General features: G+C 69.2%; 28 protein-coding genes, 1 pseudogene and 2 CRISPR repeat arrays (1 of these 31 only partly in view). Of the genes and pseudogenes, 21 read left to right on the forward strand and 8 right to left on the reverse strand.

Annotated features, from left to right (window positions below):
- Positions 1-614: 614 nt before the first annotated feature.
- The 4 genes and pseudogenes from O7543_RS00670 to O7543_RS00685 form a co-directional block, all read right to left on the reverse strand.
- Positions 615-776, reverse strand: a pseudogene (locus O7543_RS00670) (DUF397 domain-containing protein); the annotation flags it as partial.
- A 65-nt stretch (positions 777-841) separates the two neighbouring features.
- On the reverse strand, positions 842-1072 hold the full coding sequence (locus O7543_RS00675) for a Scr1 family TA system antitoxin-like transcriptional regulator (protein WP_281555636.1): 231 nt from the start codon (positions 1070-1072) through the stop codon (positions 842-844).
- Between the two features lie 19 nt (positions 1073-1091).
- Complete coding sequence (locus O7543_RS00680; protein WP_281550676.1) at positions 1092-1649, reverse strand: GNAT family N-acetyltransferase; 558 nt, start codon at positions 1647-1649, stop codon at positions 1092-1094.
- Positions 1646-2458 (reverse strand): GntR family transcriptional regulator, encoded by an 813-nt coding sequence (locus O7543_RS00685; protein WP_281567301.1) that lies wholly within the window; start codon positions 2456-2458, stop codon positions 1646-1648. Before O7543_RS00685 ends, O7543_RS00680 begins: the two co-directional genes overlap by 4 nt.
- Positions 2459-2558: 100 nt before the next feature.
- Between O7543_RS00685 and O7543_RS00690 the strand changes: the two genes are divergently transcribed.
- The 12 genes from O7543_RS00690 (at position 2559) to O7543_RS00745 (ending at position 10914) form a co-directional block, all read left to right on the forward strand.
- On the forward strand, positions 2559-2771 hold the full coding sequence (locus O7543_RS00690; RefSeq protein ID WP_281550674.1) for a hypothetical protein: 213 nt from the start codon (positions 2559-2561) through the stop codon (positions 2769-2771).
- 384 nt (positions 2772-3155) lie between these two features.
- Complete coding sequence (locus tag O7543_RS00695; RefSeq protein ID WP_281550673.1) at positions 3156-3794, forward strand: GPP34 family phosphoprotein; 639 nt, start codon at positions 3156-3158, stop codon at positions 3792-3794.
- A complete protein-coding gene (locus O7543_RS00700; RefSeq protein ID WP_281550672.1) occupies positions 3787-4167 on the forward strand; it encodes a hypothetical protein in 381 nt (126 codons plus the stop codon). The genes O7543_RS00695 and O7543_RS00700 overlap by 8 nt, the downstream gene beginning before the upstream one ends.
- 62 nt (positions 4168-4229) lie before the next feature.
- Positions 4230-4361 (forward strand): hypothetical protein, encoded by a 132-nt coding sequence (locus O7543_RS00705; protein ID WP_278170260.1) that lies wholly within the window; start codon positions 4230-4232, stop codon positions 4359-4361.
- A gap of 99 nt (positions 4362-4460) precedes the next feature.
- Positions 4461-4898, forward strand: coding sequence for a GNAT family N-acetyltransferase (locus O7543_RS00710; protein ID WP_281550671.1), 438 nt, complete (start codon positions 4461-4463; stop codon positions 4896-4898).
- Entirely contained in the window at positions 4895-5572 is a 678-nt protein-coding gene (locus O7543_RS00715) for an endonuclease V (RefSeq protein ID WP_281550670.1), read from the forward strand. Before O7543_RS00710 ends, O7543_RS00715 begins: the two co-directional genes overlap by 4 nt.
- Before the next feature lie 204 nt (positions 5573-5776).
- Positions 5777-7114 (forward strand): acyltransferase, encoded by a 1338-nt coding sequence (locus O7543_RS00720; RefSeq protein ID WP_281550669.1) that lies wholly within the window; start codon positions 5777-5779, stop codon positions 7112-7114.
- 190 nt (positions 7115-7304) lie between these two features.
- Positions 7305-7961, forward strand: a complete 657-nt coding sequence (locus O7543_RS00725) for a hypothetical protein (RefSeq protein ID WP_281567302.1) — start codon at positions 7305-7307, stop codon at positions 7959-7961.
- A 40-nt stretch (positions 7962-8001) separates the two neighbouring features.
- On the forward strand, positions 8002-8505 hold the full coding sequence (locus O7543_RS00730) for a sigma-70 family RNA polymerase sigma factor (protein WP_281550667.1): 504 nt from the start codon (positions 8002-8004) through the stop codon (positions 8503-8505).
- Complete coding sequence (locus O7543_RS00735) at positions 8495-9295, forward strand: hypothetical protein (RefSeq protein WP_281550666.1); 801 nt, start codon at positions 8495-8497, stop codon at positions 9293-9295. Before O7543_RS00730 ends, O7543_RS00735 begins: the two co-directional genes overlap by 11 nt.
- Before the next feature lie 155 nt (positions 9296-9450).
- Entirely contained in the window at positions 9451-9993 is a 543-nt protein-coding gene (locus O7543_RS00740; protein WP_281550665.1) for a hypothetical protein, read from the forward strand.
- 252 nt (positions 9994-10245) lie between these two features.
- Positions 10246-10914 (forward strand): C39 family peptidase, encoded by a 669-nt coding sequence (locus tag O7543_RS00745; RefSeq protein ID WP_281550664.1) that lies wholly within the window; start codon positions 10246-10248, stop codon positions 10912-10914.
- Positions 10915-11056: 142 nt separating this feature from the next.
- On the opposite strand, the gene cas6 is transcribed toward O7543_RS00745, so the two are convergent.
- Positions 11057-11884, reverse strand: a complete 828-nt coding sequence (gene cas6 / locus O7543_RS00750) for a CRISPR system precrRNA processing endoribonuclease RAMP protein Cas6 (protein ID WP_281550663.1) — start codon at positions 11882-11884, stop codon at positions 11057-11059.
- Positions 11885-12031: 147 nt separating this feature from the next.
- A complete protein-coding gene (locus O7543_RS00755) occupies positions 12032-14029 on the reverse strand; it encodes a cellulase family glycosylhydrolase (protein WP_281555635.1) in 1998 nt (665 codons plus the stop codon).
- Between the two features lie 248 nt (positions 14030-14277).
- Here O7543_RS00755 and O7543_RS00760 point away from each other — a divergent pair, with 248 nt between their 5' ends.
- From O7543_RS00760 to O7543_RS00785, 6 genes are all read left to right on the forward strand, one after another.
- Entirely contained in the window at positions 14278-15081 is an 804-nt protein-coding gene (locus O7543_RS00760; RefSeq protein WP_281550662.1) for a ThuA domain-containing protein, read from the forward strand.
- Positions 15026-17287, forward strand: a complete 2262-nt coding sequence (locus O7543_RS00765) for a carbohydrate-binding protein (protein ID WP_281550661.1) — start codon at positions 15026-15028, stop codon at positions 17285-17287. The genes O7543_RS00760 and O7543_RS00765 overlap by 56 nt, the downstream gene beginning before the upstream one ends.
- A 164-nt stretch (positions 17288-17451) precedes the next feature.
- Positions 17452-17985 (forward strand): YlcI/YnfO family protein, encoded by a 534-nt coding sequence (locus O7543_RS00770; RefSeq protein WP_281550660.1) that lies wholly within the window; start codon positions 17452-17454, stop codon positions 17983-17985.
- 93 nt (positions 17986-18078) lie between these two features.
- Positions 18079-18924, forward strand: coding sequence for a DUF4097 family beta strand repeat-containing protein (locus O7543_RS00775; protein WP_281550659.1), 846 nt, complete (start codon positions 18079-18081; stop codon positions 18922-18924).
- 62 nt (positions 18925-18986) lie between these two features.
- Positions 18987-19991 (forward strand): ATP-binding cassette domain-containing protein, encoded by a 1005-nt coding sequence (locus O7543_RS00780; RefSeq protein WP_281550658.1) that lies wholly within the window; start codon positions 18987-18989, stop codon positions 19989-19991.
- The gene (locus O7543_RS00785) at positions 19988-20854 is read left to right on the forward strand and encodes an ABC transporter permease (protein WP_281550657.1); all 867 of its coding nucleotides are present in this window, start codon (positions 19988-19990) and stop codon (positions 20852-20854) included. The genes O7543_RS00780 and O7543_RS00785 overlap by 4 nt, the downstream gene beginning before the upstream one ends.
- Before the next feature lie 34 nt (positions 20855-20888).
- Here O7543_RS00785 and O7543_RS00790 read toward each other — a convergent pair whose 3' ends face one another.
- The gene (locus O7543_RS00790; RefSeq protein ID WP_281550656.1) at positions 20889-21749 is read right to left on the reverse strand and encodes a hypothetical protein; all 861 of its coding nucleotides are present in this window, start codon (positions 21747-21749) and stop codon (positions 20889-20891) included.
- A 48-nt stretch (positions 21750-21797) separates the two neighbouring features.
- Positions 21798-22696: direct repeats of the CRISPR family, unit length 36 nt; unit sequence GTTTCAATCCGGCGCGGTTTTCGTGTGCTTGGGGAC.
- A gap of 332 nt (positions 22697-23028) precedes the next feature.
- Positions 23029-24177, reverse strand: a complete 1149-nt coding sequence (locus O7543_RS00795) for a hypothetical protein (RefSeq protein WP_281550655.1) — start codon at positions 24175-24177, stop codon at positions 23029-23031.
- A 322-nt stretch (positions 24178-24499) separates the two neighbouring features.
- On the opposite strand from O7543_RS00795, the gene O7543_RS00800 reads away from it, so the two are divergent.
- Genes O7543_RS00800 through O7543_RS00810 form a run of 3 tightly spaced genes read left to right on the forward strand, consistent with a single transcriptional unit; the run spans position 24500 to position 26735 of the window.
- Positions 24500-25117: an E2/UBC family protein gene (locus O7543_RS00800; protein ID WP_281550654.1), complete on the forward strand. Its 618-nt coding sequence runs from the start codon at positions 24500-24502 to the stop codon at positions 25115-25117.
- Positions 25117-25650, forward strand: a complete 534-nt coding sequence (locus O7543_RS00805) for a hypothetical protein (RefSeq protein ID WP_281550653.1) — start codon at positions 25117-25119, stop codon at positions 25648-25650. The genes O7543_RS00800 and O7543_RS00805 overlap by 1 nt, the downstream gene beginning before the upstream one ends.
- Positions 25638-26735, forward strand: a complete 1098-nt coding sequence (locus tag O7543_RS00810) for a ThiF family adenylyltransferase (protein WP_281550652.1) — start codon at positions 25638-25640, stop codon at positions 26733-26735. The genes O7543_RS00805 and O7543_RS00810 overlap by 13 nt, the downstream gene beginning before the upstream one ends.
- 165 nt (positions 26736-26900) lie before the next feature.
- Positions 26901-26907: direct repeats of the CRISPR family, unit length 36 nt; it runs 390 nt beyond the window's last position.

Raw genomic sequence — 26907 nt, forward strand, 5'->3', positions numbered from 1 at the left:
TGGGTTTGTTATGTCGGCACCGGCCTTAGACTTCTTGAGAGAGTTTGGGTTTCTAGGGTTGGAGCATGAGCCGAGTATCATCCTTCACGGCAAGAAGTCGTCGTGTTGGACCACCTTTGATCCGACTGTTGTTGCGACGCATCGCGATGCGCGCATCGCTGATAGATGCTCCTCTGTTGTTGGGAAAAGTCTGTGTCCGGTAGGTGTGGACGGATTTCATTTCACAATCTATATGACCAACGAGGGCTCCTTGCTTGCTGGTCGCGACGCGTCGGTATATCGCTATGCTGAATCGATTCAAGGATTGCTGAGGGCTATGTTTGATGGGTCTCGCCCCACGAAGACTGCCGATTGGGTGATTGACTAGAATCTGGTTGCGGCCGCTACGGGCTGGGGTCAGATCGACCGCTAATCGTCTTCTCGGGCCGCAATTCGCGCTGGATCTCGCTGGGCTCGGTCCCAATCGGTGACGCCAGCATCGCTGAGTAAGTAAGGACGGCAGATTGTTGCCAGCAGCGAAGGTGGAGACGCTGGCAGGTGCGAGCCAGCCGATGGCGTGGCTGTTCGCCGTACCTGGCGGAGGTGCCTGCGGGGTAGACGGTCGCGGGTTGCGGTCAGAGCTGGCGGAACTCGCCCTTTTCCGCGCCGTCGAGGAAACAGTCCCACTCCTCGGGGGTGAAGATGAGGACAGGACCGTCGGGACTCTTGGAGTCGCGGAGCGCGTACGCCTGACCCAGGTTGGCGACCTCGACGCAGCCACCGTTCGCGGATGACTTCCTGCTCTTGTGTCAGACGGCAGTGCTGAGGTCGAGGTCGGGGGTCACGTGCTGCTCCTCGTCGGTCAACCCGTGGCGCAGGTCAGGGCGGTGATCAGCTTGGCGCTCTCGGGCGGGCTGAGCGCGGCGGCTGTGATGTGGTTGTACGCCAGGTTACACCGACGCAGGTCCGCGTCACGTTCGAGATAGAGGCCGCCGGCCTGGCCTTCCACGTAGACGACGGGGGAGTGGCTGTCCTCCTCGAAGTCGAAGATCGTGAACGCGCCGAGCTCACCCGGGGCACCCCCGTGAACGATCGAGGCTAGGAAGGCAGGGTTATCCGACTTCGGTTTTTAGTCGGCGGCCGGGTTCGTACGGTTGGGCGGGGCGTTGGAAGCAGGCTCCGCTGACGCGCGTGGCGATGGTGCGGATGTGTCGGAATCCTTGGTCGCGGTAGTAGGCGTGTAACCGTTGGTTTGTCGTCCATGCGTCGAGGCGTAGCCAGGTGAGGCCGGCATCGTAGGCTCTGCCGGCTGCCCAGTCGAGGAGCTCGGTGCCAATGCCGTCGCCGGAGCGAGCAAGCGGGAGCATCATTTTCGCGGCGTAGAGCGCGTCGGCCGGGTCATCTTCCGGGTACCAGAGAGCCTCGGGGTCGCGGTCCGGTTTCCAGAGCCCGTCGACGTCGACGTAGGCGGTGAGGGTGATGGTGGCGGCCGGGGTTTCACCGTCGAAGACCATCCAGGTCTGCCCGGCGGAGACGGTCGCGGCGACGGCAGACCGGGGTAGTGGGATCGACCACTGGTCTTCTCCCCGAGCTGCGAGCCATGCCTCTCGTTCGCGTCGCCAGCTCATGATGACGTCGACGTCGCTGAGCTGTGCGGGACGGATGATCATTGCGGGTCCTCGCTGGCACGGACTTTGGCGATGACGTCGGGGTCGCCGAGGGTGTACAGGAGCCGGTTGCGGTCGGCGGCGAAGGTGGAGACGCTGACGCGTACGGGCCGGTCCGGGGTGTAGCCGGTTCGGAGCCAGCGGAGGACGGGTGTGCCGGCGGCCAGGGCGAGAGTCGTCACCTCGTCGGGTGCTGGCATCGCTGCGATGATCTCGTCGTCGTAGGCGATCTGTGGGTGTCCGCGTTCGGCGAGGAGTCTGGTGGTGCCTTGCGGGATGTCACGTGGCGACAGCAGCTCGGGTACCTGGTCGCAGAGGTCCATCGGGTAGTAGGTGTCCTGGATCGAGGACGGCTGGCCGTTGACCGCGCGTACGCAGCGGCGGACGGCTGCTGGTGAGTCGGCGGGCACGCCGAGGCGTTCTGCCAGTCCGTCCGGCACTTCCGCGATGCGTAGCTCGAACGTCTGGGTAGGTTCGTGGCCTTGGTCGCGGACCTCGCTGAACCACGCGTCGGACTCGCTGACCGGTCCGGGCATCTCTGCGCGGCTGGCATGGAAGGCGAGCGTGACTCGGTCGCGGACGATGATGCCGCCGGTGCGGCCGGGCATCGACTCGACCAGGCCTTCGTTGATGAGGACCGCGGTGGCGAGTCGCACGGTGTTGCGGGAGACCCGGTGCAGATCCTGCAGCTTGCTCTCGGTCGGCAGGTGGTCGCCTGGCTTGAGCACGCCGTTGATGATCTGTTCGCGTAGCTCGTCTGCGATCTTGCGGTACAGCGGTGGCACGGCCACGGTCTCCTCGATTGGTTCCAACGTTTCTCATTTGCAGTCTTGACTGTCGTTGGCTGCACTGCAAAGGTTGGTACCAATCCAACCTTACACAAGGTGCTCACGTCATGATCAGGTGGTAGTGATGAGCCATGCCCGCGACATGCTCAGGGAGATGGAGCGCGTACACCGTGCCCTTGCCCAGACCCGGCTCCACCTTGCCGGCCTCGACCAGGCCGACGGTGCACGCGACCTAGCGGACCGGGTCCTGCACTCGCCGCTACGGACGTTGGTCGAGCAGGCCGAGGGTGCAGCCGTCCGAGTCACCGCCTACCTGCGCGAATCCACGCGCATCTAGGTCCCTCCATTGTGAAGGCCACCGAGTCCGCCCACCTTGTCCTTCACCAACGGCAGGAGAACCGATGTCTGAGATCAGCGAGGGCGACTCTCTGCCGGCGGCGAAAACTAGCCAGCGTCACGCCGGAGAACAGTGGCCGCTACGTGGGGTCCTGATGTGCGCGGCGTGTGGGCGGCGGATGCAACCGTTGCGGACCACTGACGGTGGTCGGGCGTACCGGGGGCCGTGTGGTTGCCGGCTGGGCCCGGTCGACGCTGGCCGGATCGAGCGGCTCGTCGGCCTGTCCATCGCCCGCCGCCGCCCGTCGTCGCTGCCGAGGTGGGCGTGGCGGCGGGCGGCATTCCACGCCCCTTGTTCTGAGCACTTTGCCGAGGAGCCTGCCTAATGTCCACGTACCCGCTGGCCGACGACCTGTTCCGGATGGCCCACCACCGGTTGCACGGCCGACCGTTGCTGCACCCCCGCGCGCTCAGCCACGGCCTGGCCGCCGCGCTGCTGGCCGAACTGCTCTACCCGCAGCGGATCGCCGTGCGCCGCGGCCTGGTCGTCGTCGGCGCGACCGTCGCCCCGCCCGACGACCTGGTGCACGGCATCCTCGCCCAGATCAGCGCGGCGCCGACCCCGCAACCGGTGAAGACCTGGGTCGGTCTGCTCAGCGAGACCGCGGTCCGGCAGGTCGCCACCCGACTGGCCCGCGCCGGCCACGTACGCCGGGAAGTGACCCGCCGCCGCCTCGTCGGTCGCGGCGAACGGTGGGTGCCCACCGACATGAACACCGCCGGCTGGCCCGCCGTCCGGCTGGCCACCGCGCTGCGCGCCCGCCGCCGCCTCCCCGTCACCGATCAGGGTCTGGCGGCATTGACCTGGGCCTGCGGCCTCGACCGGCACATCCTCAACGGTGCGCCGCCGCACGCCTACGACGACCTGCGCACCCTCGTCGACCACGGCTGGCCGCCGATCGTCGACCTGGCCCGGCAGACCCGCGCGGCACTCGGCCGCACCGTCGCCGCCCACCGTGGCTGACCGGCGGCGGCTGATGATGGTCGACTACCCCGACCCGGCCGGATACCCACTGGCCGCACTGATCCACTGTGCGGACTGCCGGACCCCGATGACCCCGGCCGTCCGTGCCGCCACCCGCGTCTACCGGTGCACCGGTGCGTGCCGCAACGAGATCGACGCCCTGCACGCCGAAACCCTGATGTGGGACCGGGCCGCCGCCCGGCAACCACAGCTGGCCCGGCCGCACCTGCCGGCCGACCGGCGGCGCGAGGTCTTCGCATCCCTGCTGACCGAGGTGTACGCCCGAGGCCCGTCGAGCTGGCTGTCCCTGCGTGCCTCCTGGATCGACCGTCGGCGACGGGCTGCCGGCCCGACGCCGCCCCCGGCCCGGTGACCTGAGCCGTCGCCGCCGAGACGAAGTCATGTCTTGCCCGCCCTGGAGAGAAGGAACAGGTTATGGATGTCTGCGCGTTGACCAGCGCTGCGGTGCTCGGCTACCTGGCAGGGCTGTTCTCGTTCCGGGTCAAGAGCCGCTGGTGCCCCAAGTGCGGGGAACTGACCACCACCCCGCCACCGCCGAGCGTCTGAGCCCTGCGGTCAAGCTGGTCGGGTGGCACAACGACAGGGCAGGGAGAGGCGGTGGGCGAGCCGGCGGATACGGATTGCCATGCCGCGTAGTCTGCCGACGTGCCTGAGCTGATCACACCCACCATCGAGCTGTACGCGTCGTGGCTCGACGCCCGCGACGAGTGGGGACGCGGCACCCATCAGGACGGCAGCGGGCTGCGGTCGTCCGACGACGTCGACACCGCCGCCGGGTTCGCCGCCTGGGTCGACCGGCTGCGCCGCCAGGGTGACGAGTCGCTGCCCGCCGACGAGGGGTGGGTGCACACCACCCACCGGTGGATCGTCGAGCAGGACGCCTACCTCGGGGCGATCTCGCTGCGGCACCGGCTCAACGACTTCCTGCACCGCGCCGGCGGGCACATCGGCTACGGCGTACGGCCGTCGGCGCGTGGCCGTGGCATCGCGACCTGGGCCCTCGGCGCGATGCTGCCGCTGGCCGCCGCCCGTAGCCTGGACCGGCCGTTTCCGCCGGCCACGCGCGGGACGGGGAAGCGGTGACGGCGGCGACACCGCGTACCGAGCGGGAGGCCGTCGAGATCCAGCGCGAGCTGGCCCGCCGGGTACGGGTCGACCAGCCGATGGTCGATCCGCCGAGGTTCGTCGCCGGCGTCGACGTCGCGTACGAATCGGACTCGTCGTCGGCGGGCCGACTCGCCGGTGCCGTCGTCGTGCTCGACCTGGCGGACAACCTGCCCGTCGTGGCCAGCGCGACCGCGACCGGCGTCTGCGACTTCCCGTACGTTCCCGGCCTGCTCGCGTTCCGCGAAGTTCCGGTCCTGCTCACCGTCCTCGAGCGGCTCACCGTCCGCCCGGACCTGCTGGTCTGCGACGGGTACGGCGTAGCGCATCCGCGCCGCTGCGGCCTGGCCAGCCACCTGAGCGTGGTCACCGGCATCCCGGCGTTCGGCGTGGCCAAGACGGCGTTCGTCAGCACCCACGGCGAGGTGCCACCCGAGCGCGGCGGCTGGGCCGACCTGGTCGACAACGGTGAGGTGGTCGGCCGGGTGCTGCGCACCCGCACCGGCGTCAGACCGGTGTACGTGTCGGCCGGGCATCTCATCGACATCGCCCAGGCGACCGAGATCACCCTGCGCCTGACGCCGCACTACCGGCTGCCGGAGACGACCCGCCTGGCCGACCGCGCGTGCCGGGAAGTTTCCCGGCACGGCTGATATCGGACGGCCTTTCATGTTAGTCAACCTGCTTCGTCGAAGAAAGGCATGTCGTTCTTGGAATCGAGTCCACTCGTCAGTCTGTGGGCATTAAGGTTCTTTCGGTAAGGGGACGACCTGATTGTCCCCGTGTCGGGGTCGTCGTGGCCAGCGGGAGACCCCGGCCTTTATCAATGAGGCGGTCCGGCCTTGAGGAGATCCGTGTTGAGTGCGCATGCGGCGATGTGTCGCGGTCTGCCGAGCCTTGCCGACCGGTACGTGCCGGACAGCAATTCGTTCGGGCTGATCCGCCTGGCCCTGGCCCTTGGTGTCCTCGTGGCGCATGCCTGGCCGCTGGGCTACGGCGCGGCGAGCCTTGGCTACGGAATATCGGCTGGGCAGAGCGAGCTCGGTTCGCTGTCGGTCCAGGGATTCTTCGTGGTTTCCGGATTCTTGATCACGGGAAGTGCGCTCAAGCACTCGGTCTTGCGGTATTCCTGGCATCGGGTGCTTCGGATTTTTCCCGGATTCTGGGTGTGTCTACTGGTCACCGCATTTGTGGTGGCGCCGCTGGTTGCTCTGTACGAGAATGGTACGATGCGAGGGTTCTGGAGTCATCCTCAAGGTCCATTTTCCTACCTGGCGGTCAACTGGTTCACCGCTATGGAGCAGTACCCGATATCGGGACTGTTGTCGTCTACTCCGTTCGGTCAGATGATGGGTGGGCCGAGCGCGTTCGATGGATCACTGTGGAGCTTGCGGTACGAACTTGTGTGCTATGGCCTGGTCGCTGTCCTCAGTGTGACTTCGGTCCTGCGCCTGGCCCCGCGGGCATTGCTGGCAATCCTGATATTCGGCTATGCACTGATTATTCGTGACATTTCAATTGCTTCGACATGGGCATTCCGGCCAGCTCCCGTCGGGGCGGTCGGCCCGTTTCCGCTGATCGGCTCGTTCGCCTCTGACTGGCTACTGTATCTGACTTTCCTCTTTGTGCTGGGCGCCGTCGTCCGCTGCTATATGCATCGCATACCGATGGACGGCCGGCTGGCTGTGTTGGCGGCCGTCCTGCTCGCGATCAGCCTACTGTGGGGCGGATTCGTCGTTGTCGGACTGCCAGCCTACGCGTACCTGCTCATATATCTGGGTGTTGCGCTTCCGCGACGGCTCGGACGGGTCGGTCGTGGGCGGGACTACTCGTACGGAATTTACATCTATGCTTTCCCGGTGCAGCAAGTTCTGGCACTGGTCGGCGTGGCCGAGTACGGCATGTCATCGTACATCCTGTTGTCGGTAATCGGTACGATGCTGTTCGCTGTACCGTCGTGGCATCTTGTCGAGAAGCCCGCGATGAGATTGCGGGCCCTCGACGTCGCCCGCCTGCCCCGGCCCGCTCGCCCTGCCCCGGTCAGGCCGGCGGCCGCAGGAGGTCCGGCGGGCGTACGGTCGTCCGTACTGCCACAAAGCCCCTACCAGGGCGGTCGTAATGCCTATTCGGCTGCGACGAACGGCACCGCGGCAGGTGACGGAGACGGTGGCCAGGTGCCAGCTCCGCGCGGCTGACGGACCGGTGCGGGGAAGGCTGCGCACGTGCGCCAGGTCGCCGCAAGTCCATGTGCATGGCTGAAACCGGGCGCCGCCGCCACACGTCTGGGGGTATGTCGGTCGAATCGAGAACATCGACCGGACCCGGCGGCGGTGGGCGGGTAGCCGTCGCTGCCGGGTCACCGACAGGCGGATGAGGGTGAGAACCGTGGTGACGAGCCGATGGATCACAGGTCTGGGAATCGCCGTGCTGGCCGGCGCGGTGGCGGCGTGCGGCACGAACGCACCGGCCGGTGACGCGACGCCGACGTCCGACCCGGACCCGACGACGGTGACCGGGACCCCGACCGCCAGCCTGGCACCGCCGCCGGAGCCGACGGCACCCACGGGCGGCCTGCCGCAGGTGCTGTCCGGCACCCGGCAGGTCAGCATCGTGCGGGCCGAGGCGTTCGAGTCCGGGCTGTCGATCACCGACGACGGACGGTTGGCCGAGGTCGACGGCGACGAGGGCCGCCAGTTGTTCGTCGTGGTCCCGTTGCAGGGGCGGCTGTTCCTGATCGAGTCGTACCAGGCGACCGGCGGCGGTCCCGGTGCCGGTGACCCGGTCTGCTGGCGGGTGCGCAACCCGGGAGACGGGGGATCGCTGTCGGTCGAGGGTGCGGCCTGCGACGCCGGGGACCCCCGGCAGCGGTTCGCGATCGTCGCGGCCGACACCGGCGCCGACGACACCTTCATGATCAGCAACAGGTCGGCGTACCTGCGCACGTCGGCCCGCTCCGGGCTGATCCTGGAGGAGCAGGGCGACGGTTCGCCGACCCCGGACGGGTTCCGGTTCACCGACAACGGGCCGGCGCCGACCCGGTGACCGGTGCAGGAACGACCAGGTGACGGGTGGAGCACGACGGATGCGTGACGCCGACGAGTTCGACGCCTTCTACGCCGCGTCGGCCCAACGGGTGCTCGGACACCTGTCCGTGGTGCTCGGCAACCGGGCCGACGCCGAGGACGCGGTCGCGGAGGCGTACGCCCGCGCGTGGGACCGGTGGCGGTCCGTGCGCGACTGTGACAGCCCCGAAGCCTGGGTACGCACGGTCGCGTACCGGATCGCGGTGAGCTCCTGGCGTAAGGCGGTGAACCGACTGCGCGCCCACCGCCGCGACGCCAACGGCCACCAGGCCGACGAGGTGTCGGCCGACCACGTCGCGATCGTCGCCGCGTTGCGCCGGCTCGGTGTCGACCAGCGCCGGGCCGTCGTGCTGCACCACCTGGTCGGCCTGAGCGTCGCCGAGATCGCCGCGGAGACCGGCACCAGCCCGAACACGATCAAGACCTGGCTGGCCCGGGGCCGCAAGGCGCTGGCCGTACACCTGACCACCAGCGGCGACGAAGGGCGGAGCCGTGCCGTCTGACGACCGATTCGACGAGACGCTGCGCGACGTGGCCCGGCGGGCCGGGCAGACCGGCCGGCTCGCCCCGGCGGCGGACATCCGGCGGCGCGGCGAGACGCTGCGCCGACGCCGACGTGCCACCACCGCCGCGCTGGCGGTGACGCTGGTCGGAGCCGTCGGCGCGGGCGTCGCTGCGATCCAGTTGGTGACCGCCGCACCGCAGCTGCCGGTCGGGCCCGCCGGCCCGACAATGAGCGTGCCGTCCGGATCGCCGTCCGGATCGCCGTCCGGTGCGCCGTCCGGTGCGTCGACTGGATCGCCGACCGGGGCGCCGACCGGGGCGCCGGCCTCCGTCGGGGACGATCCGCTGCTGTCCGGGGACCGCCAGGTCGCGATCGTGCGTACCGACGCGTTCGAGTCGGCGGTGTCGCTGCTCGACGACGGCCCGCTGGGCGAGGTCGACGGGACCGAGGGCCGGCGGCTGTTCGTCATTGAACCGGCCGGGGCGGACACCTTCCGGATCCGCGCCGCCGAACCGAACCCGGACGGCTCCGACGCGTGCTGGCAGGTCAGGTCGTCGGGCTCGGACCCGTTGACCGTCGTCGCGGCGGACTGCGTGGCGTCCGAGCCGCGGCAGCACTTCTCGATCAGCGCAGTGGAACGGGACGGTGGGGAACCGTCGTACGCGATCAGCAGCGCCTCGGCGTACCTGCAGCACTCCGCCACCCGGGGTCTGATCCTCGAAGAGCTGGGCGACGCGACGCTCACGACATACTTCCGGTTCGTCGACAATGGTCCTTCGCCGGGCTGACCTGCCCGGCCCGGCGGTTTGACGGTACGGCTGACTGTCGTTCTTGTACGTACTGCTCTCGCCGTTGGGCTTCGTCGTCGAATACCGTCGAGGTGCCGATCGATCAGTCGGCATCCGATGGTCTGACGACAAGATCTGCGGGTCAGGTGGTCACGGTGAACACAAACTCCGCCGGTGCGTTGGCGAAGTCCTTCCAGTTCGTCCACAAGAACCTCGACGGCTTCAAAATCAAGGAAAAAGTTGACTCGATGGGGATCAACGGCTACATCAACTACTGTGCCGGTCTGGCCGCCGGCACCGGGGCCGCTGCCGGGCTCGGCGGCGGCGTGACGCTGGCCCTGGGCATCCCCGCCGACCTCGCCAACACCATCGCCCAGCAGTTCCGGGTCACCCTCGCGGTGATCTACCACCGGACCGGGCGGTACGCGGTCAGCTTCCCCGAGTTCATGAAGATCGTCGGACTCTCGATCGGGGTGGAACTGGGCATCAAGGGCGTCGAGTTCCTCGCCCTGCGGGTCGCGCAGGAACTGCTCAAACGGCTCACGGCGCGCACTCTGGGCAAGGCGGTGCCGATCGTCGGAGCGGTGGTCGGCGGAGGGCTGAACTTCGCATTCATCAAGGCTGTCGGCTCGACGCTGCTCGCGTTCGAGGACCAGATCTTCAACGATGTTGCCGAGCGACCGGCGATCGGCGGTTGATCTCCGGTTGATTGGCGGGACGGCGGAATGTCGGCCGCCCCGCTGCGGTTGTTACCCGGTGCGTCCCGTGGCGTACGCGTCGTTGTGATTTCCGCACGCGGGGCGTTGGGCGCGGTCGGGAATGGGCGTGGTATCAGCCCTGACCGCCGCGCTGGGCACCGACTGACCGATTGTCCCGTTCGCGGGGTCCGGGCCGTTGCCAGACGATCAGTGCCCGGATCTTCCGCACCCTCCCGGAACGGAGATCCGCAGATGACCACCGTTCTTCACCGATCCGCAATGTCCGTCGCCGGTCTGCTGGTAGTCGGCGGTGTGGTGGCCGGTCCGGCTGCCGCAGCCCAGGCTGCCCCGGCCTCGGACACCACGAGCTTGACCACCACTGCCGCCAGTTCCGACCAGGGCGGGTGGTCCAGCGAGGGCCGGCTGCTGGACATCCGCTACGAGCGGCAGCCGAACTTCTACTACTGCGGTCCGGCCGCGACCCGGATCGCGCTGACCGCGCAGGGCCGCGAACTGTCGCAGGATGAGGTGGCCAGCAGGCTGGGCACCACGGTCGCCGGCACCGACTCGGCCGCGGACACCACCCGGGTGCTCAACGAGCTCACCGGCGACGACAAGTACCGGACCACCGCGATCGAGGCGTCCAAGGCGAGCCAGGCGCAGATCGACCAGTTGCGCGACGACGTGCGGGCGACCGTGGACGACGGCCGAGCCGTGGTGGCCAACATCATCGGTACGGTGAGCGACGTCGACGGCCGGACCCACTCGTACCCGGGCGGGCACTACGTGACCGTGGTCGGCTACGGCGAGGGCGGCGACGCTGTCAAGATCGCCGACCCGGCCTTCCTGGGCGCCGAACACTACTGGGTGAGCACCGAGACCCTGGCGCACTGGATCGCCACGCGCGGCTACTCGCACTGACGTCCTGACCTCGCCCTGACCATGTTGGCCGGGTCTGCCGCGTACGCGGCAGACCCGGCCAACGGTCGTCACCGGCTGGCCTTGATCCGCTGCGGTTCATCGACCCGACACGCCGGGCGGCAGTCCGATGAGCCGAAGTGGATCACTGCTGCGGGGGCGGGCTGAGTCTGCGCCGGACGTGGCCCATGCCCATCGCGGTCCGGTCACCGAAGCCGGCGTAGCTGGCGAACGCCGCCAGGGCGTCCACCGCCCGCCGCGCGTCGCCGGGCACCCCCGACGCCTCCGCCAACTGGAAGGTCACCGAGCCGACCGTGCCCCGGCGGAACCGGTGCTGCGGGTTACGCTGCCCCGGCTCCACCAGGTGCGTGACCATCCGCAGTTGGGCGTCGACCGCCTCCAGATGGTCGACGACCGCCGGCTCCGCCGACGTCGGCAACGCCACCTCCCCGGCGAACGCGTCCCAGCGCCGGGTCAGGTTGGTAAACACCCGCTCCGCGTCCGGCCAGGGGCGCTGGCGGCGGGCACCGTCCCCGCGTCCGGTGGCGAACCCGACCGGGGTCAGCAGGTCGTACGCCCAGGTGGTGGCGGCCGGGTCGGCGCCGGTGGCCAGCTCGGCGTACGACACCGCGTGCACGGCGACGTCGACGGTGCGGTACCGGGTCTGTGCGATCTGATGCCCGGCGGCGTGGTGCAGCGCGGCGAGCACCGGGGCGGCGTACGCGTCGATCAGCAGGCCGGCCACTATCCGGGCCGGCTGCCCCGGTGTCGACGGTGGCCGGCCCTGCTCGTCGAGGACCGGGCTGAGGGTGAACGGCTTGTACCGGGGGCTGTCGTGCATGATCGCGGACAGCTCCGGGTCGACGGCGCGGACCGCTTTGAGGAACGCGGCGTAGACGGCCGGGCCGGTGTGCGGCGGCGGGACCGCCGTGGCGGCGGTCGGCACCAGGGAGACGACGATCTGGGTGGGCATCGGGCCGGCGTACCCTCTCGGTCTGGTGTGGTCGGTGAGTGCCCCCACTCAAGCAGACCGGCGCCAACGGGCCGGGGGATCCGCTGCCCGACCCGGTCGGGGTCGGGCAGCGGATCGGGTCCGGATTCGGTCCGAACTCGGGTTCGCTCAGGACGCGGTGCAGCTCAGATCGGTCGGCGTGGTGCCGGGACCGGAGCCGACGAAGCCGACCGTGGTGGCGGCGTCCGGCGCGAGGGGCCCGTTGTACGGCTCGTTGCGTACCGTGTTCACCCCGCCGGACGTGGTCAACCGGCCGTTCCACAGCGACCCGATCGACGTACCGCTCGGGCTGGTCCAGGTGAGCGTCCAGCCGGAGATCGCCGAGGTGCCGGTGTTACGCACCTCGATGCCGCCCTGGAAGCCGCCCTGCCAGCTGCTGGTCACCGTGTACGTCGCGATGCAGCCCTCGTCGCCGGGGCCACCGTCGTCGGCTGCGGTGGTGACCGTCCGCGTCGGTGAGGCCGGCGAGACGTTGCCGGCGGCGTCGCGGGCCCGCACCGTGAACGTGTAGCTGGTCTCGGCGGCCAGGCCGGACACGGTGTACGTGGTGCCGGAGACCGTGGCGACCGGGCTGGCCGGGCCGCCGCCGGTCGACTGCAGCACCTGGTACGAGGTGACGCCGACGTTGTCGGTCGCCGCCGCCCAGATCAACGTCACCGAGTCGGCGGTGACGTCGCTGGCGGTCGGTTGGCCGGGCGCGGTCGGCGCGGTCACGTCGTCGTCCCCGCCGCCGTCGCTGTAGCGCTGCGCGAGGCTGATCCCGGTGGTGGAGCCGGCCCCGCCGAGCGGCACCTGGTGGTCGAGGCTGACGAACTTGCCGTCGTGCTGCCACAGCGCCGGCTTGAGTACCTGGTTGTACTTGACCTCGTCCCAGCTGGTCCAGTCGTCGAGCAGCAGGCCGCCGGTGTCACCGGAGTTGGGGTTCAGCGACCAGAAGGTGTGGTGGATGCCGTAGTCGATCATCAGGTCGCGCAGGGCGTGCAGCCATTTGTCCTGCCGGGCGTCCTGGCCGTACCGGCCGCCCCATTCGCCGATCAGCAGCGGCGCGGTGTCGTCCTCGTGGATGTAGAGCCAGTTGGGCCGCCACACGTCCTCGGTCAGCGACGCCTTGTCGAACTCGCCCTGGAACCACGGCTGCTCGTAGACCAGCGGGCCGTAGTCGTGCGGGGAGTAGACCAGCTGGTCCTGGTTGGTGCCCAGGTCGACCGGGTGCTCGGCGACGCCCCGCAGGTTGCCGCCCCACCAGTTGTAGAAGTAGTTCGGGCTGAGGTCCGGGTTGGTGTTGGGGGAGTCCCAGTCGGCGTGCGGGCGCGGGTAGACCTCGATGCCTTCGCAGAGGATCAGCAGGTCGGGGTTGATCGCCAGGATCCGCCGACCGGCGGTTTCGCAGGCGTGCTTGAAGTTGTCCTGGTCGGTCGAGGAGTCCCACTTGGCCCGCTGCGGGTCGTTCGGGGTGCCGTGCGGCTCGTTCTCGATGTCCATCGCGACGATCGTGTCGTTGTCGCGGTAGCGCTCGGCCACCCACTCCCAGCCCTGGTAGAAGTCCTCCGGCGTGATCGAGCCCTTGAACCACATCGGGTAGAGGTGGCCGGAGTTGTCCGCTTCGGCGCTGTGCACGTCCAGCATGACCTTCAGCCCGTACTGTTCGCACAGGTCGAGCCAGTAGTCGAAGATCTGCAGGTTGTTCAGCCCGTCGAGCTCCGGGTTGACGTACGCGTTGATGTTGGGCCGGGCCAGCGGCTGGCCGGCCTTCCACTCCAGCAGCAGCTGGGTCGAGATCGGCACCCGGACGATGTTGATGCCGCGCTGTGCCATCGCGCGGGTGACCGCCTCGATGTTGGCCGACCACAGGCCGTGGAAGACCCGCTCGGTGGCGTTGTAGCCGAACCAGTTGGCCCCGGTGAGCCACACCTGGTTGCCGGCCTCGTCGACGATCGTGTTTCCATCGGTGTGCAGCCAGTCGTTCGCCGGTACGGCCTGAGCGGCCGCGGCCGCGGCTGATGTGGTGGCTGACGTGTCGGTGCGGGCAGCCGGTGGGGCGGCGGCTGCCGTGGCGGGGGTGGTCGGGACGGCGGCGACCGCTCCGAGCAGCAGGCCGGCCGCCATTGTGGCGGCCCACCGTGTCCGTATCGACGGCATGTAGCGGTTCTCCTGTCGTGGGTTGGGCGATCGTGGGAGCGCTTCCATCGACAGAGATTACGACGTACCAAGGTCGTAATGGAAGGACGTGGTCCCGGCGGGCGTACCGCTGGGCCCGTCCGGGCTGTTGCAGATCCATTGACTTCCATTTTGTGGCTCCCGTAGGGTTGCAACGACGGCCTTCGATAGCGACGCGGTGACCTGGAGCCGGCATCGTGTGTCGCCCCGGGCGAAGGCGAGCAGGGCCGCCCTGGCGAGCCCGCCCGTACGGCGACCTGGTCGGCGCGTACTTCGCCAGCCACCCGGCGAACCAGAACGCCACCGTACGGATCGAGGACAGCTCGCACCCGTCGACCGCCGGGCTGCCGACCGCGTGGAACCGCTACGACGAGCGGTACAACTACCGGACCAACCCACGCTCGGACAACCACATCCTGGCCACCGTGGACGAGAGCACGTACACCGGCGGCACGATGGGCAGCGACCACCCGATCGCGTGGTGCCGGGGCTACGACGGTGGCCGCTCCTGGTACACCGGCATGGGCCACACCAACGAGAGCTTCAGCGACGCGAACTTCCGCCGCCACGTGCTGGGCGGCATCCAGTACGCCGCGCAGGTCACCGGCAACTGCTCGACCAGCCAGACACCACCCGGCTACAGCCAGGTCACCCTGGCCAAGGGGGTGGCCGAGGTCGGCGAGCCGATGGGCATGACCGTGCTGCCGAACCGGGGCGTGCTGCACACCTCCCGCGAAGGCACCATCCGCTACACCGACGCGGCCGGCAACACCAAGGTGGCGCTGACCATCCCGGTGTACACCCACGACGAGGAAGGTCTGCAGAGCATCAAGGTGGACCCGAACTTCGCCATCAACCGATGGGTCTACGTGTACTACTCGCCGCCGCTGTCCACCCCGGGCGGCGACGCGCCGTCGACCGGCTCGGCGTCGCAGGGCGTCGGAGGTGACGGTCCTGCAGGTCCCGACCAGCCGCGGCATGTGCTGCCACGTCGGCGGTGACATCGACTTCGACGCGGACGGCAACCTCTACCTGTCGACCGGAGACGACACCAACCCGTTCGACTCCAGCGGCTACACGCCGATCGACGAACGGTCCAACCGCAACCCGGCGTACGACGCGCAGCGTACCGCCGGCAACAGCAACGACCTGCGGGGCAAGGTGCTGCGGATCCGGCCGAGTGCAAACGGTGGGTACACCATCCCGGCCGGCAACATGTTCCCGGCCGGCACGGCGAACACCAAGCCGGAGATCTACGCGATGGGCTTCCGTAACCCGTTCCGGATGTCCGTGGACAAGGCGACCGGCGTCGTCTACCTCGGCGAGTACGGGCCGGACGCCGGCACCGCCGACCCCAACCGCGGGCCGGCGAACCATGTCGCGTTCGAACGCATCGCCCAGCCCGGTTTCTACGGCTGGCCGTACTGCTCGAACTACAACACGCCGTACATCGACTTCACGTTCCCGTCCGGCCCCTCCGGTGCACCGTTCAACTGCTCCGGCGGCCCGGTGAACAACTCCCCGAACAACTCCGGCATCACCCGACTGCCCCCGTCGCAGCGGGCCTGGCTGCCGTACGGTGGCGAGCAGAACCCGCCGGAGCTGTGCTGCGGCGGCCTGTCACCGATGGACGCCGTGGTCTACAACTACGACGCCTCGCTCGCCTCCGACGTCAAGTTCCCGGCGTCGATGAACGGCAAGGTGTTCATCGGCGAGTTCGGCCGCCGGTGGATCAAGACGGTCACGGTCACCGGCTCCGGCGGGGTGGGCTCGATCGACCCGTTCCCGGACTACACCGGCACCCAGGTGATGGACCTGGAGTTCGGCCCGGACGGTGCCCTCTACGTGCTCGACTACGGCACCGGCTGGGGCAGCGGTGACGCCAGCTCGGCGGTGTACCGCATCGAGTACAGCTCCGGCGGCGGCCGATCGCCGATCGCCGCCGCGTCCGCCGACCCGACCGCCGGCAACGCGCCCCTGACCGTGCAGTTCAGTTCGGCCGGGACCAGCGACCCGGACGGGGACGCCATCACGTACGCGTGGGACTTCACCACGGACGGCAGCACCGACTCGACGCAGCCGAACCCGTCGCACACGTACACCAGCAACGGCGAGTTCACGGCGACGCTCACGGTGCGCGACAGCACCGGCCGCAGCGCCACCGCGAGCGTGGTGATCGGAGTGGGCCGGCCGACGGTCACCCTCGAACTACCGCGCAACGGCCGGCTGTTCGAGTTCGGTGACGCCATCCCGTTCGAGGTGATGGTCACCGACCCGGACGTGTCGACGATCGACTGCAGCCGGGTGAAGGTCAACTATCTGCTCGGGCACGACAGCCACGCCCATGGCATCTCCAGCGCGACCGGCTGCTCGGGCACCCTGCAGACCACCGAGGACGGCGAACACGACCCGAATGCGAACATCTTCGGAGTCATGATCGCCGAGTACACCCCGGTGGGCGCGACCATCCCGGTGACCTCGACGCAGACGGTGCTGCAGCCCCGGACCCGCCAGGCCGAGCACTACGGCGACCAGCAGGGCACCACCCTGGTGGAGAAGGCCTCCGCCCACGGCGGCAGCGCGGTCGGCTACATCGAGAACGGCGACTGGATCTCGTTCACCCCGTACAACCTGGCCGGGGCCACGTCGTTCCCCGCCCGGGTCGCCTCGGCCGGCTCCGGCGGCACCATCTCGCTGCGGACCGGCTCGGCGTCGGGACCCGTCATCGGTACGGCCACCGTGAGCCCGACCGGTGACTGGGAGACCTGGACCGCCGTCACCGGCACGCTCACCCCACCCAGCGGTACGCAGCAACTGTTCCTCGTCTTCACTGGCGGCTCCAGCTACCTGTTCGACGTCGACGAGTTCACCTTCCGCGGTGGCGGCACGACCCCGCCGCCGCCCACCGGGCCGTCGTGCTCGGCGGCGTACTCGGTGATCGGGCAGTGGCAAGGTGGCTTCCAGGGTGAGGTACGGGTCACCGCCGGATCAACGTCGAGCGGCTGGACGGTCACCTGGACGTTCAACGGCGGGCAGACCGTCAGCCAGTCCTGGAGTGCCACGGTCACGTCGAGCGGTGCCAACGTGACCGCACGCAATGTCTCTTACAACGGGTCGCTCGGCGCCGGAGCCAGTACGACGTTCGGCTTCATCGGCTCGGGCAACAACGGAGCCAACGTGTCGTCGCTGAGCTGCACCGCCAGCTGATCGACAGGGCTGCGCGGCACCCACCGGCCGGTGGGTGCCGCGCAGCTTTCGTCTGTCGGCCGCAGCGTCACTTCCTCGGCTCAGGTGCCACAAGGTGCCAGTGCGGCATCATGGTGATGTCACGATGGCTTGTCGGTGGTGCCATCTTGTGCCATGATGGCACCATGGACCTGACGTCGTACGTGAGCAACCTCGGGCGGGAGTTCGCCACCCTCGCCGAAACCGGCGGAGACGAGGCGCGGGCACTGGTCGAGCGCCTGACCGGGTCGCTCGAGTCGGCGATCCGGATGACACTGCTGGACGCGTTGTCGGCCGCTGCCGACGAGATCACCCGCGACCTGGCACCCGGCTCGGTGGAGCTGCGGCTACGCGGCCGCGACCCGCACTTCGTCGTCACCACGCCACCCGCCGAACCGACCGGGACCACCGCCGGGGACGGCGCGGCGACGGCCGACGGCCCACCCGACAACGACCTGCTGATCACCGAGGACGGCCCGGTGACGCGGATCAACGTACGCCTACCCGAGCAGCTCAAGGCCGCGGTCGAGGAGGCCGCCGCCAAGGAGGGGCGCTCGGTCAACGCCTGGCTGGTCCGGGCGGCAGCCGCCGGTCTGCAGCGGCCCGACCGGGACCGGCGCCGCGACGAACGCGGCACCGGGAAACGCAGCACGCAGACCTTCACCGGCTGGGTGCGCTAGCCGCACCGCCCCCTTCCACTCACCGTCTACTCTCCACACCTCACGTCCCCGACCTGCGGGGACGACCCACCAACCCATGATGCGGGGACAACCATGCCTACTTTCGACACGCCCGAACCGATCTCCGTCGCCGTCGAACTCGTCAGCGGCAACGTACAGATCGCCGCGACCCAGCGCACCGACACCGTCGTCGAGGTCCGCCCGAGCGACGACGCCGACGACTCCGACGTGGCCGCCGCCGCCCGGGTACGCGTCGACTACGCCAACGGCACACTGCGGATCACCGCCCCGAAATCACCCGCCTTCGACTTCTCCCGCCGGACCCGGTCCGTCGAGGTGTCCATCCAACTGCCCAGCGGTTCCCAGGTCTCCGCCGAGACGCAACTGGGCGACGTCCGCTGCACCGGACGACTCGGGCAGTGCCGGGTCAGGACCGCCGCCGGAAACGCCTGGCTGGAACTGACCGGCCCGCTGCGGGTGGACACCTCGGCCGGCCATGTCACCGTCGACGGCGTCACCGGCGACGCCCGGATCACCACCGGCTCCGGAAAGATCCAGCTCGGCGAGATCGACGGCACCGCCGTGGTCAAGAACTCCAACGGCGAGACCACGATCGACGCGGTCACCGGCGACGTACGGGTGCGGGCGGCCAACGGCGACATCCGCGTCGAACGCGCCGGCGCCGGCGTCGACGCGAAGACGTCCAACGGCAGCATCCGCCTCGGCGAGGTGGCGCGCGGCTCGGTCGTGCTCGGCACCGCCATGGGCAACCTGGACGTCGGCATCGCCGAGGGCACCGCCGCCTGGCTGGAAGTGAAGACCGACTTCGGGAAGGTCCACAACCTGCTGGAGACCGCCACCCGACCCGACGACGCCGACGAGACCGTCGAGGTACGCGGCCGCGTCTCCTACGGCGACATCACCATCCGCCGCTCCTGAGCCACCTGCGCTCCTGAGCCACCTGCGCTCCTGAGCCGTCTGCGGTCCTCGGAAAGGACACCATGACCTCCACTCAGTCCTGGCCGGCGATCGCCGCCACCGGGCTCCGCAAGGCGTACGGCGATCACGTCGTACTCGACGGCATCGACCTGCACGTACCGGCGGGAACGGTCTTCTCGCTGCTCGGCGCGAACGGCGCCGGGAAGACCACCACGGTCAAGATCCTGTCCACGTTGATCAGCCCGGACGCCGGGGACGTCCGGGTCGCCGGGCACGACCTCGCCCGCGACCCCGACGCGGTACGCGCCACGATCGGCGTCACCGGCCAGTTCTCGGCGGTGGACAACCTGCTCACCGGCGCGGAGAACCTGCGGCTGATGGCCGACCTGCACCACCTCGGCCGGGCCGACCGGCGGCGGCGCGTCGCCGGACTGCTCGACCAGTTCGGCCTGACCGAGGCGGCCGGCAAACCGGTGTCGACCTACTCCGGCGGCATGCGGCGGCGGCTCGACCTGGCGATGACCCTGGTCGGCGACCCCCGGGTGATCTTCCTCGACGAGCCGACCACCGGGCTCGACCCGCGCAGCCGGCGCACCATGTGGCAGATCGTCCGGGACCTGGTCGCCGACGGCGTCACCATCTTCCTGACCACCCAGTACCTCGCCGAAGCCGACGAACTCGCCGACCGGATCGCGCTGCTCGACCACGGGCGGGTGGTGGCCGAGGGCACCGCCGAGGACCTCAAACGCCGCATCCCCGGGGGGCACGTCCGGCTGCGCTTCGCCGACCAGCGACGCCTCGACGCGGCCACCCGCGTCCTCGGCCAGACACCCGGAGCGCTCGGCCAGGCCACCCACTCACTCGGTCAGGTCACCCGCGACCCCGACCCGCTCGCCCTGCGGGTGCCCAGCGACGGCAGCCTGCAGGCGTTGAAGACCCTGATCGGCCGGCTCGACGACCACGCCGTCGAAGTCGACGAACTGTCCGTACACACCCCCGACCTCGACGACGTCTTCCTCGCCCTGACCGGCGAACCCACCGACAACGACAAGGTGACCACCCGATGAGCGCCCACGCCCTGACCGGCCCGGCCACCGCCGTCGCCGCTGGCCTGCGTACCCACCCGCTGCGCGACTCGGCGACGATGCTGCGCCGCAATCTCAGACGTATGCTGCGCTACCCGTCGATGACCGTGACGCTCGTCGGGATGCCCGTCGTCTTCCTGCTGCTGTTCATCTACGTGTTCGGCGGCACCCTCGGCGCCGGGATCGGTCAACTCGGCGCCACGCTGCCCGGCGGGGCGCTCCCCGGCGGCGGGGCCGGCGGGCGCGCCGCGTACGTCAACTACGTGGCACCGGCGATCATCCTGATGACCGTGACGACCACCGTCCAGGGGACGGCGATATCGATCGCCATGGACATGAGCGAAGGCATCGTCAACCGCTTCCGTACGATGCACATCGCCCGCGTCTCGGTGCTGACCGGACACGTCCTGGGCAGCATGATCCAGGCGGCGGTCAGCGTGGCGGTCGTCATCGGCGTCGCGCTGCTGGTCGGCTTCCGGCCCACCGCCGGGCCGGTCGGGTGGCTGGGTGCCGCCGGTTTCCTGCTGGTGGTGACCTTCGCGCTCGTCTGGCTGTCCGTGGCGCTCGGCCAGGTGAGCCGCAGCGTCGAGACCGCCAGCAACCTGCCGATGCCGCTGATCCTGCTGCCGTTGCTCGGCAGCGGGTTCGTCCCCACCGACTCGATGCCGGCCGGGCTGCGCTGGTTTGCCGAGTACCAGCCGTTCACCCCGATCATCGAAACCCTGCGCGGCCTGCTGATGGCCGAACCGGTCGGCAGAAACGGGTGGATCGCGCTCGCCTGGTGCGCGGCCATCGCGCTCGGCGGATACCTCTGGTCGAAACGGCTGTTCAACCGCGAGCCCTGAACCCTGACTGTGGCTGATGCCTGCTGCGGCACAACTATGCCGCAGCAGGATCAGACCCTTCTGCGGTACGGCGTCCCCGGCCCGGTGTCCGGGCGGTCGCCGGCGTTCGCGTCGGTGGCACAGCGGCGACGAGGACCGCCGTGACGGTGAGCAGCCCGGCCAGCCACGCCATCGGGCGCAGGCCGACCATCGTGAAGCCGAGCCACGGCGGCGCCCACGGGTCGCCGCCGGTGATCGCTGCATGACTGGTGGCCAGCCCACCCACCGCCAGAGCGGGCAGGATCAAGACGGCGGCAGCTCCGAGCAAGGAGACGGCGACGACCCGGACCCAGGCGCGTCCGCTGGTGTGCGCATCGAGCTGCCGGAGGGCAAGCAACGTGGTGATCAGGGCGACGAGGAATCCGGTGACCGCCAGCGGCCAGACCCACCACGGCCGCGCGCGGCCAACGTCGATCACGAAGCGCGTGGCGTCCCGCGCAGACAGACGCACGGCGACACCGTCCCGGGTTGCCGTGAAAGCGTCGTAGTCGCCGCTGGCGCGGAATCGCTCGGCATCCCAACCGGCAGCCGTGAGCCGGTCGACCGCCTCGCCGACCAGACGGCCGTCGGAGGTCGACGCCGGACCGAACGGCAACGGCACCCTGACGGTTCCGGCGACGTAGCCGTCACCTCCGACGAGCAGGGTCCAGGCACTGTCGACAGCCGGCGGAAATCCGTGCCGGTCACCGTTTCGGGTCGGCTCACCCGCCTCGACGCCGGGAAACGCGACAGCGGCCACCTGTCGGGCTGCCGCCGTGTCGATGGTCGGCTGTGCCGTCTGCCAGCCCAGCCACGAACCGAATACGGCGCCGACAAGACCGGCCAGCGTCGCAAGAATCAAATAAGTGATCTTCACCTTGTGTCCAGTGAGTAGAGCTGCAGGTCAACTGAATCTGGTGACCAGGTTTCAGTCCGGCGCGGTTTTCGTGTGCTCGGGGGCCCTCTATATAGAGAGGAGGTGAAAGTATGTGCACGTGGGAGTTTCAATCCGGCGCGGTTTTCGTGTGCTTGGGGACTAATGCCTTTTCGGAAGAAGAGGGGGGCCCGGAGGAAGTTTCAATCCGGCGCGGTTTTCGTGTGCTTGGGGACTATGGGTAGTGGTGGCGGCCCGCCGGGGCTGGTTTCAATCCGGCGCGGTTTTCGTGTGCTTGGGGACTTGCTGATAGCCGCCGCCGCCCTGCGGACGGTGGCAGTTTCAATCCGGCGCGGTTTTCGTGTGCTTGGGGACTAGTCCCGAAGCCTCTTAACACCGAAAGGTGTGTATGTTTCAATCCGGCGCGGTTTTCGTGTGCTTGGGGACTGGAGGGCGGGAATGACCGCCCTCCAGCTCGACTGGTTTCAATCCGGCGCGGTTTTCGTGTGCTTGGGGACATGCCCAACAGGCCTCTGGCGGAGTACAAGTGCGGGGTTTCAATCCGGCGCGGTTTTCGTGTGCTTGGGGACCGTTCGAAGCTCCGTACCACCGCACGCCGCTGGAGTTTCAATACGGCGCGGTTTTCGTGTGCTTGGGGACGACCAGGAAGTCAACTGCACCCCGTCCCCAGGGCGGGAGGTTTCAATCCGGCGCGGTTTTCGTGTGCTTGGGGACCTCCTTGGGGGCGGAGTTGGGGTTGCCGCAGGGCGAGTTTCAATCCGGCGCGGTTTTTGTGTGCTTGGGGACTGGGGTACAAACCCTCACTGTCAAGGTTCGGTTCGAGTTTCAATCCGGCGCGGTTTTCGTGTGCTTGGGGACCTCTTGTACACGCAGTCCACTCCTGAGGAACTCAAGTTTCAATCCGGCGCGGTTTTCGTGTGCTTGGGGACCGTGTCCGAAATGTCGGGCGGTCTGACCTGCGGAAACAGGGGCTCTCGGGGGCAACCTCCTGTTGATCATGATCTTGGAGAGTGGCTAGATGATCTCCGAAGACCATGTTTTCGCAGCTCAGGTTCACTTTGGGATCTTTCCGCCAACCTACCCCGGATCCCGGGCGTGTCGGGGGTTGTCGCAACGGGCATTCCGGACCAATCACCTCCCTGGGTGGCTCTGGTGGGCCTGCCGGGCTCCAGTCTATTCGCTCGTCCACAGTGACGGAATAGGGGAGTGGGTGGGACGGCGGTGGGTTTCCGTCGCCCCACCCACTCCCCGGATACCCGGACTATCCGGGCGGTTCCGATAGGAGATCGTCCAGCCACTCGACACCGGCACCGGCGACGAGGACCGCGAGGATTTCCAGTCGCCGACGGGCTGTGCCGGCCGGCAGTCGCAGTCGTCGCGCGCAGGACTTCTCCAGGTCGACGGCGGATCGTTCGAGCGCGACATCGCACATCTCGGCGAGCAGCTTCGGCAGCCCGCTGCGGCGTACGGCCGGGTTGGCCAACAGCCGCAGCAGCACCTGGCGGCGGCGACGCCGTTGGGGAGTGTCGCCGGGGTCGGCGTACCGCTCGGCCGGGTCGCCCGGGGCGGTGCCGCGGATTGTCCGAGCACCCGGCAGGTCGTCGCACGGGTCGAGCCGGTCGGCGCGACGGTGCAGCGCGGCGGCGACGTTCGCTTCGTAGAAGCTCGGGTTGATCCGTCGGAGCAGGTCGACGGCCGCCGTCAGACGCAGGCGTACCTGCTGGTCGGTGAGTCCGTGCTTGGCCGCCGCGTGCGGGATCCGCCACGGGTCGGCGACCTGGTCGCGTAGCCCGATCACGAAGCTGATCAGCAGGTCCAGGCCGACCGGGTCGTTGGCCAGCGGCGCTGCCCAGCGGGCAGTGGTGAGGTCGCGTTCGGGGCGGGCGTGCATGCCGCGCGCGGTCGCCGACCGGCGGCGCAGCTCGGCGATGGCCTGGCGTTGGTCCTGGTGCACGAACTGCCAGTAGATGGCGCGTAGCCACGGTGCGACGTCGGCGTTTGCCCGGTCCGGGTGGTGGGCGTAGCGGAGCAGGTCCGCGCCGGCGGCGTCCGGGTCGACCGTCGAGGCGTGCGGCCCGTAGAGGAAGGACACCACCTGGTTGATCTCCTCGATCCGGCTGGGGCCGCCGACGCCGGTGCGGGCGCTGCCGCCGGCGGTGCCGTGGTCGGTGGCGTTGCGCCGCAGTCGGTCGAACTGGCGGCGGATGTGCTCGTCGCGTACGTCGGCGCAGTTGGCGCACAGGTGCAGCCACCGGTTGGCGGCGTGCGGGCTGTCGACGCAGTGGCTGGTGCCGTGCACGGTGCGGGCGATGACCATCCCCAGGTGGTGGGTCATGGCGCGGACGACGGCGAGGAAGAAGAAGGCGTACGTGTCTTGCGGGTCTTCCGGTGAGCGCAGTGCAGTGTCCATCGAGGTGCCTCCCGTTGCGACGCAGGAGAACAGCGGGGTGGATGAGCAGGCGGGCTGGTGCCCGCCGGACGACACCGGTGTCGTGATGTGGTGGGGAGCGACCGCCCAGGGCGCCGGCCCGAGGACCGTGGACGGGGAGCGAGGCAGCCAATGAGGCTAACTCCTGGTGCTCATGCGAACACCATACGTGTAGTTACTCGATGGTAGCAACTGGAGGCCGATCCAAAGCCGGTGACCGTCCACACACGTCCAGCTGGTGGACTGCGCTGCCACTTCGTCCATCTGTTCCAGGTAGGAGCAACCCCGGCAACCGGAGGACGACATGGGCAAAACGATCAGGATCAACGGGGTCGACGTACCGGTGATCGACGACATGCTGTCCGGCCGCGACATCAAGCGGGCGGCCGGCCTGCCGCAGGAACGGGTCCTGGTCCGCCAGGACGACGACCGCAACGTCATCGTCCCCGACGACCAGCGGATCCGCGTCGCCGATCAGCAGCAGTTCACCCACCACGCCCGGCACTCCAAGGCGATGACGACGCTCGACCCGAGGCGGCTGCGCATCCGCCACGAAGCCGCCCAGCTCGCGTACGCGTACCCGGGGCTGACCGTCGCCGACGACGAATCCTGGCTGCACATCCCCGAGTTCCGGCTCCCGCCGCACTGGGAGCCGGACCGTACCACCGTGCTGATCGTGCCGCCGGCCACCTACCCGGAGACCGCCCCGGACGGCTTCTTCCTCGGCGACCACCTGCGCCGCCGCGACGGCCGCGCGCTCGTGCAACCCGCGCACTACTTCTCGGCCTACAAGAACCGCTACGCCGAGCTGGGCTACCGCTGGTACTGCCTGGAAGACCCGGAACGCAACTGGGATCCGCGCTTCGACTCGCTGGTCAGCTACGTCGAGGCGATCCGCACCTACCTCGGCACGGTCGACTGATGACCTGCGTGCTGCGGATCAGCCACGGCACCTGGGACACCGTGCGGCGGCATCTGCGCGACAGCGACGACGAACGCGGCGCCTACCTGCTGGCCCGCGCCGGCCGGTGGACCGACCCGTGGGGCACCGGAGCCGTCACCGACTTGCTGGTCACCCGGGCCATCCCGATCCCGGACGACGCGCTGTCGGTGCAGAACGGCGTACGGATCGAAGTCGCCGCCTGGCTGACCCGGGAGGTGCTGATCGCCTGCTTCGAGACCGGCCTGTCCCTTGTCGACGTGCACAGCCATCCTTTCGCCGACGACACCGTCAGGTTCTCCGGCCTCGACGTGGAGAACATGCGCCAGACGCACACCGAGTTCCTCGACCGGATGCCGGCCGCGCCGCCGGTCGGGGTGGCGTCGCTGGTGCTCGGGCAGGCGTCGGTGGCCGGCGCGTACACCGACCCGGACGACGGGACGCTGCGGATGCTCGACCGGTTGGTGCTGCTCGGCGACGACGACCTGACCGAGGTGAAACTGTGCCGATTCTGACCACACCGGTCCTGACCGCACCGGCCGGTGGGCCGGACCCGCAGGCCGGTGCCACCGGGCCGAACCCGGCGGACCGCTACGACCGGCAGGTGCGGGCGTTCGGCCCGCACACGCAGCGCCGGCTCGCCGAGCTGACCGTCGCCGTGGTCGGCCTCGGCGGCGTCGGCAGCCAGGTCGTCCAGTCGCTGGCCCACCTGGGGGTGGGTGGGCTGCTGCTGGTCGACCCGGACACGGTCACCGCCACCAACCTGAACCGTCTGGTCGGTGCGAAGCCGGCCGACGTGGCGCGGGCGGCGACCAAGGTCACCGTCGCGGCCCGCACGGTCCGGACCATCAACCCGCAGGTACGGGTACGCGGCATCGCCGGCAGCATCCTCGACCCGGTCGTCTGGCAGCAGGTGCGCCCGGCCGAGGTGATCGTCGGCGCGGTCGACGGGCACGCGCCACGCTGGGCGTTGAACCGGCTGGCCGTACAGTACGCCCGCTGCTATCTCGACGTCGGGGTCGAGCTGGGACCGGCACCCCGCCCGGAGCCGTCCGACGACCACAATCAAGAAGCTAATTCCCGGGTACGGCTGGAAGCCGGCGGGCATCTGGCGGTGGTCCGCCCCGGTGGCCCGTGCCTGCTCTGCCTGTCCGGCTACGACCCGCGTCTGGTGGATGCCGAGCTTGACCCGGGGTTGGCTGCTGCGCGCCGGGCGGCCGGCTACCGGGTCGACGATCCGGCCGAGCCGACGCCCAGCGTGGTTTTCCTCAACCAGATCATCGCCGGGTACGCCGTCGGCGAGCTGCTGAACTATGTCTCGCCGTGGCGGCCACCGGTGCGGTACCTGCTGGTGGACGCGACGGCGAACGAAACGACGGTGCTGGACGCCGACCGCGACTCGGAGTGCCTGGCGTGCGGGCCGGACTCGCCACGCGGGCTCAGCGACGCCGCCGGCCCACCGTCCGTGGCCCGGACGACCGCGCCACCAGCGGTCCACGACGCTGCCGGAGCACCGCAGAGCCCGAACACCCAGCCATCCCGATATCCGTCACCCGGCGTACCAGCCCCGCGCAACGAGTCCCGCCACCACGACACCTGATCCCAGCCCCGCCTGACGCCGGCTCTCGATAGACCCAATGCGACCCCGCGTGATCCCGTCACGGGATTTTCTCCCCTGACGGGATCACGCGCTGCGGTGCATTGGGGATCAATGCTGCACCGTCGTGATATGCCACTCGTGGACACCACGATGGGCATTGTGCTTGCCCAAA

Source organism: Solwaraspora sp. WMMA2080, assembly GCF_027497395.1.
In the GTDB taxonomy this organism is placed as follows: domain Bacteria; phylum Actinomycetota; class Actinomycetes; order Mycobacteriales; family Micromonosporaceae; genus Micromonospora_E.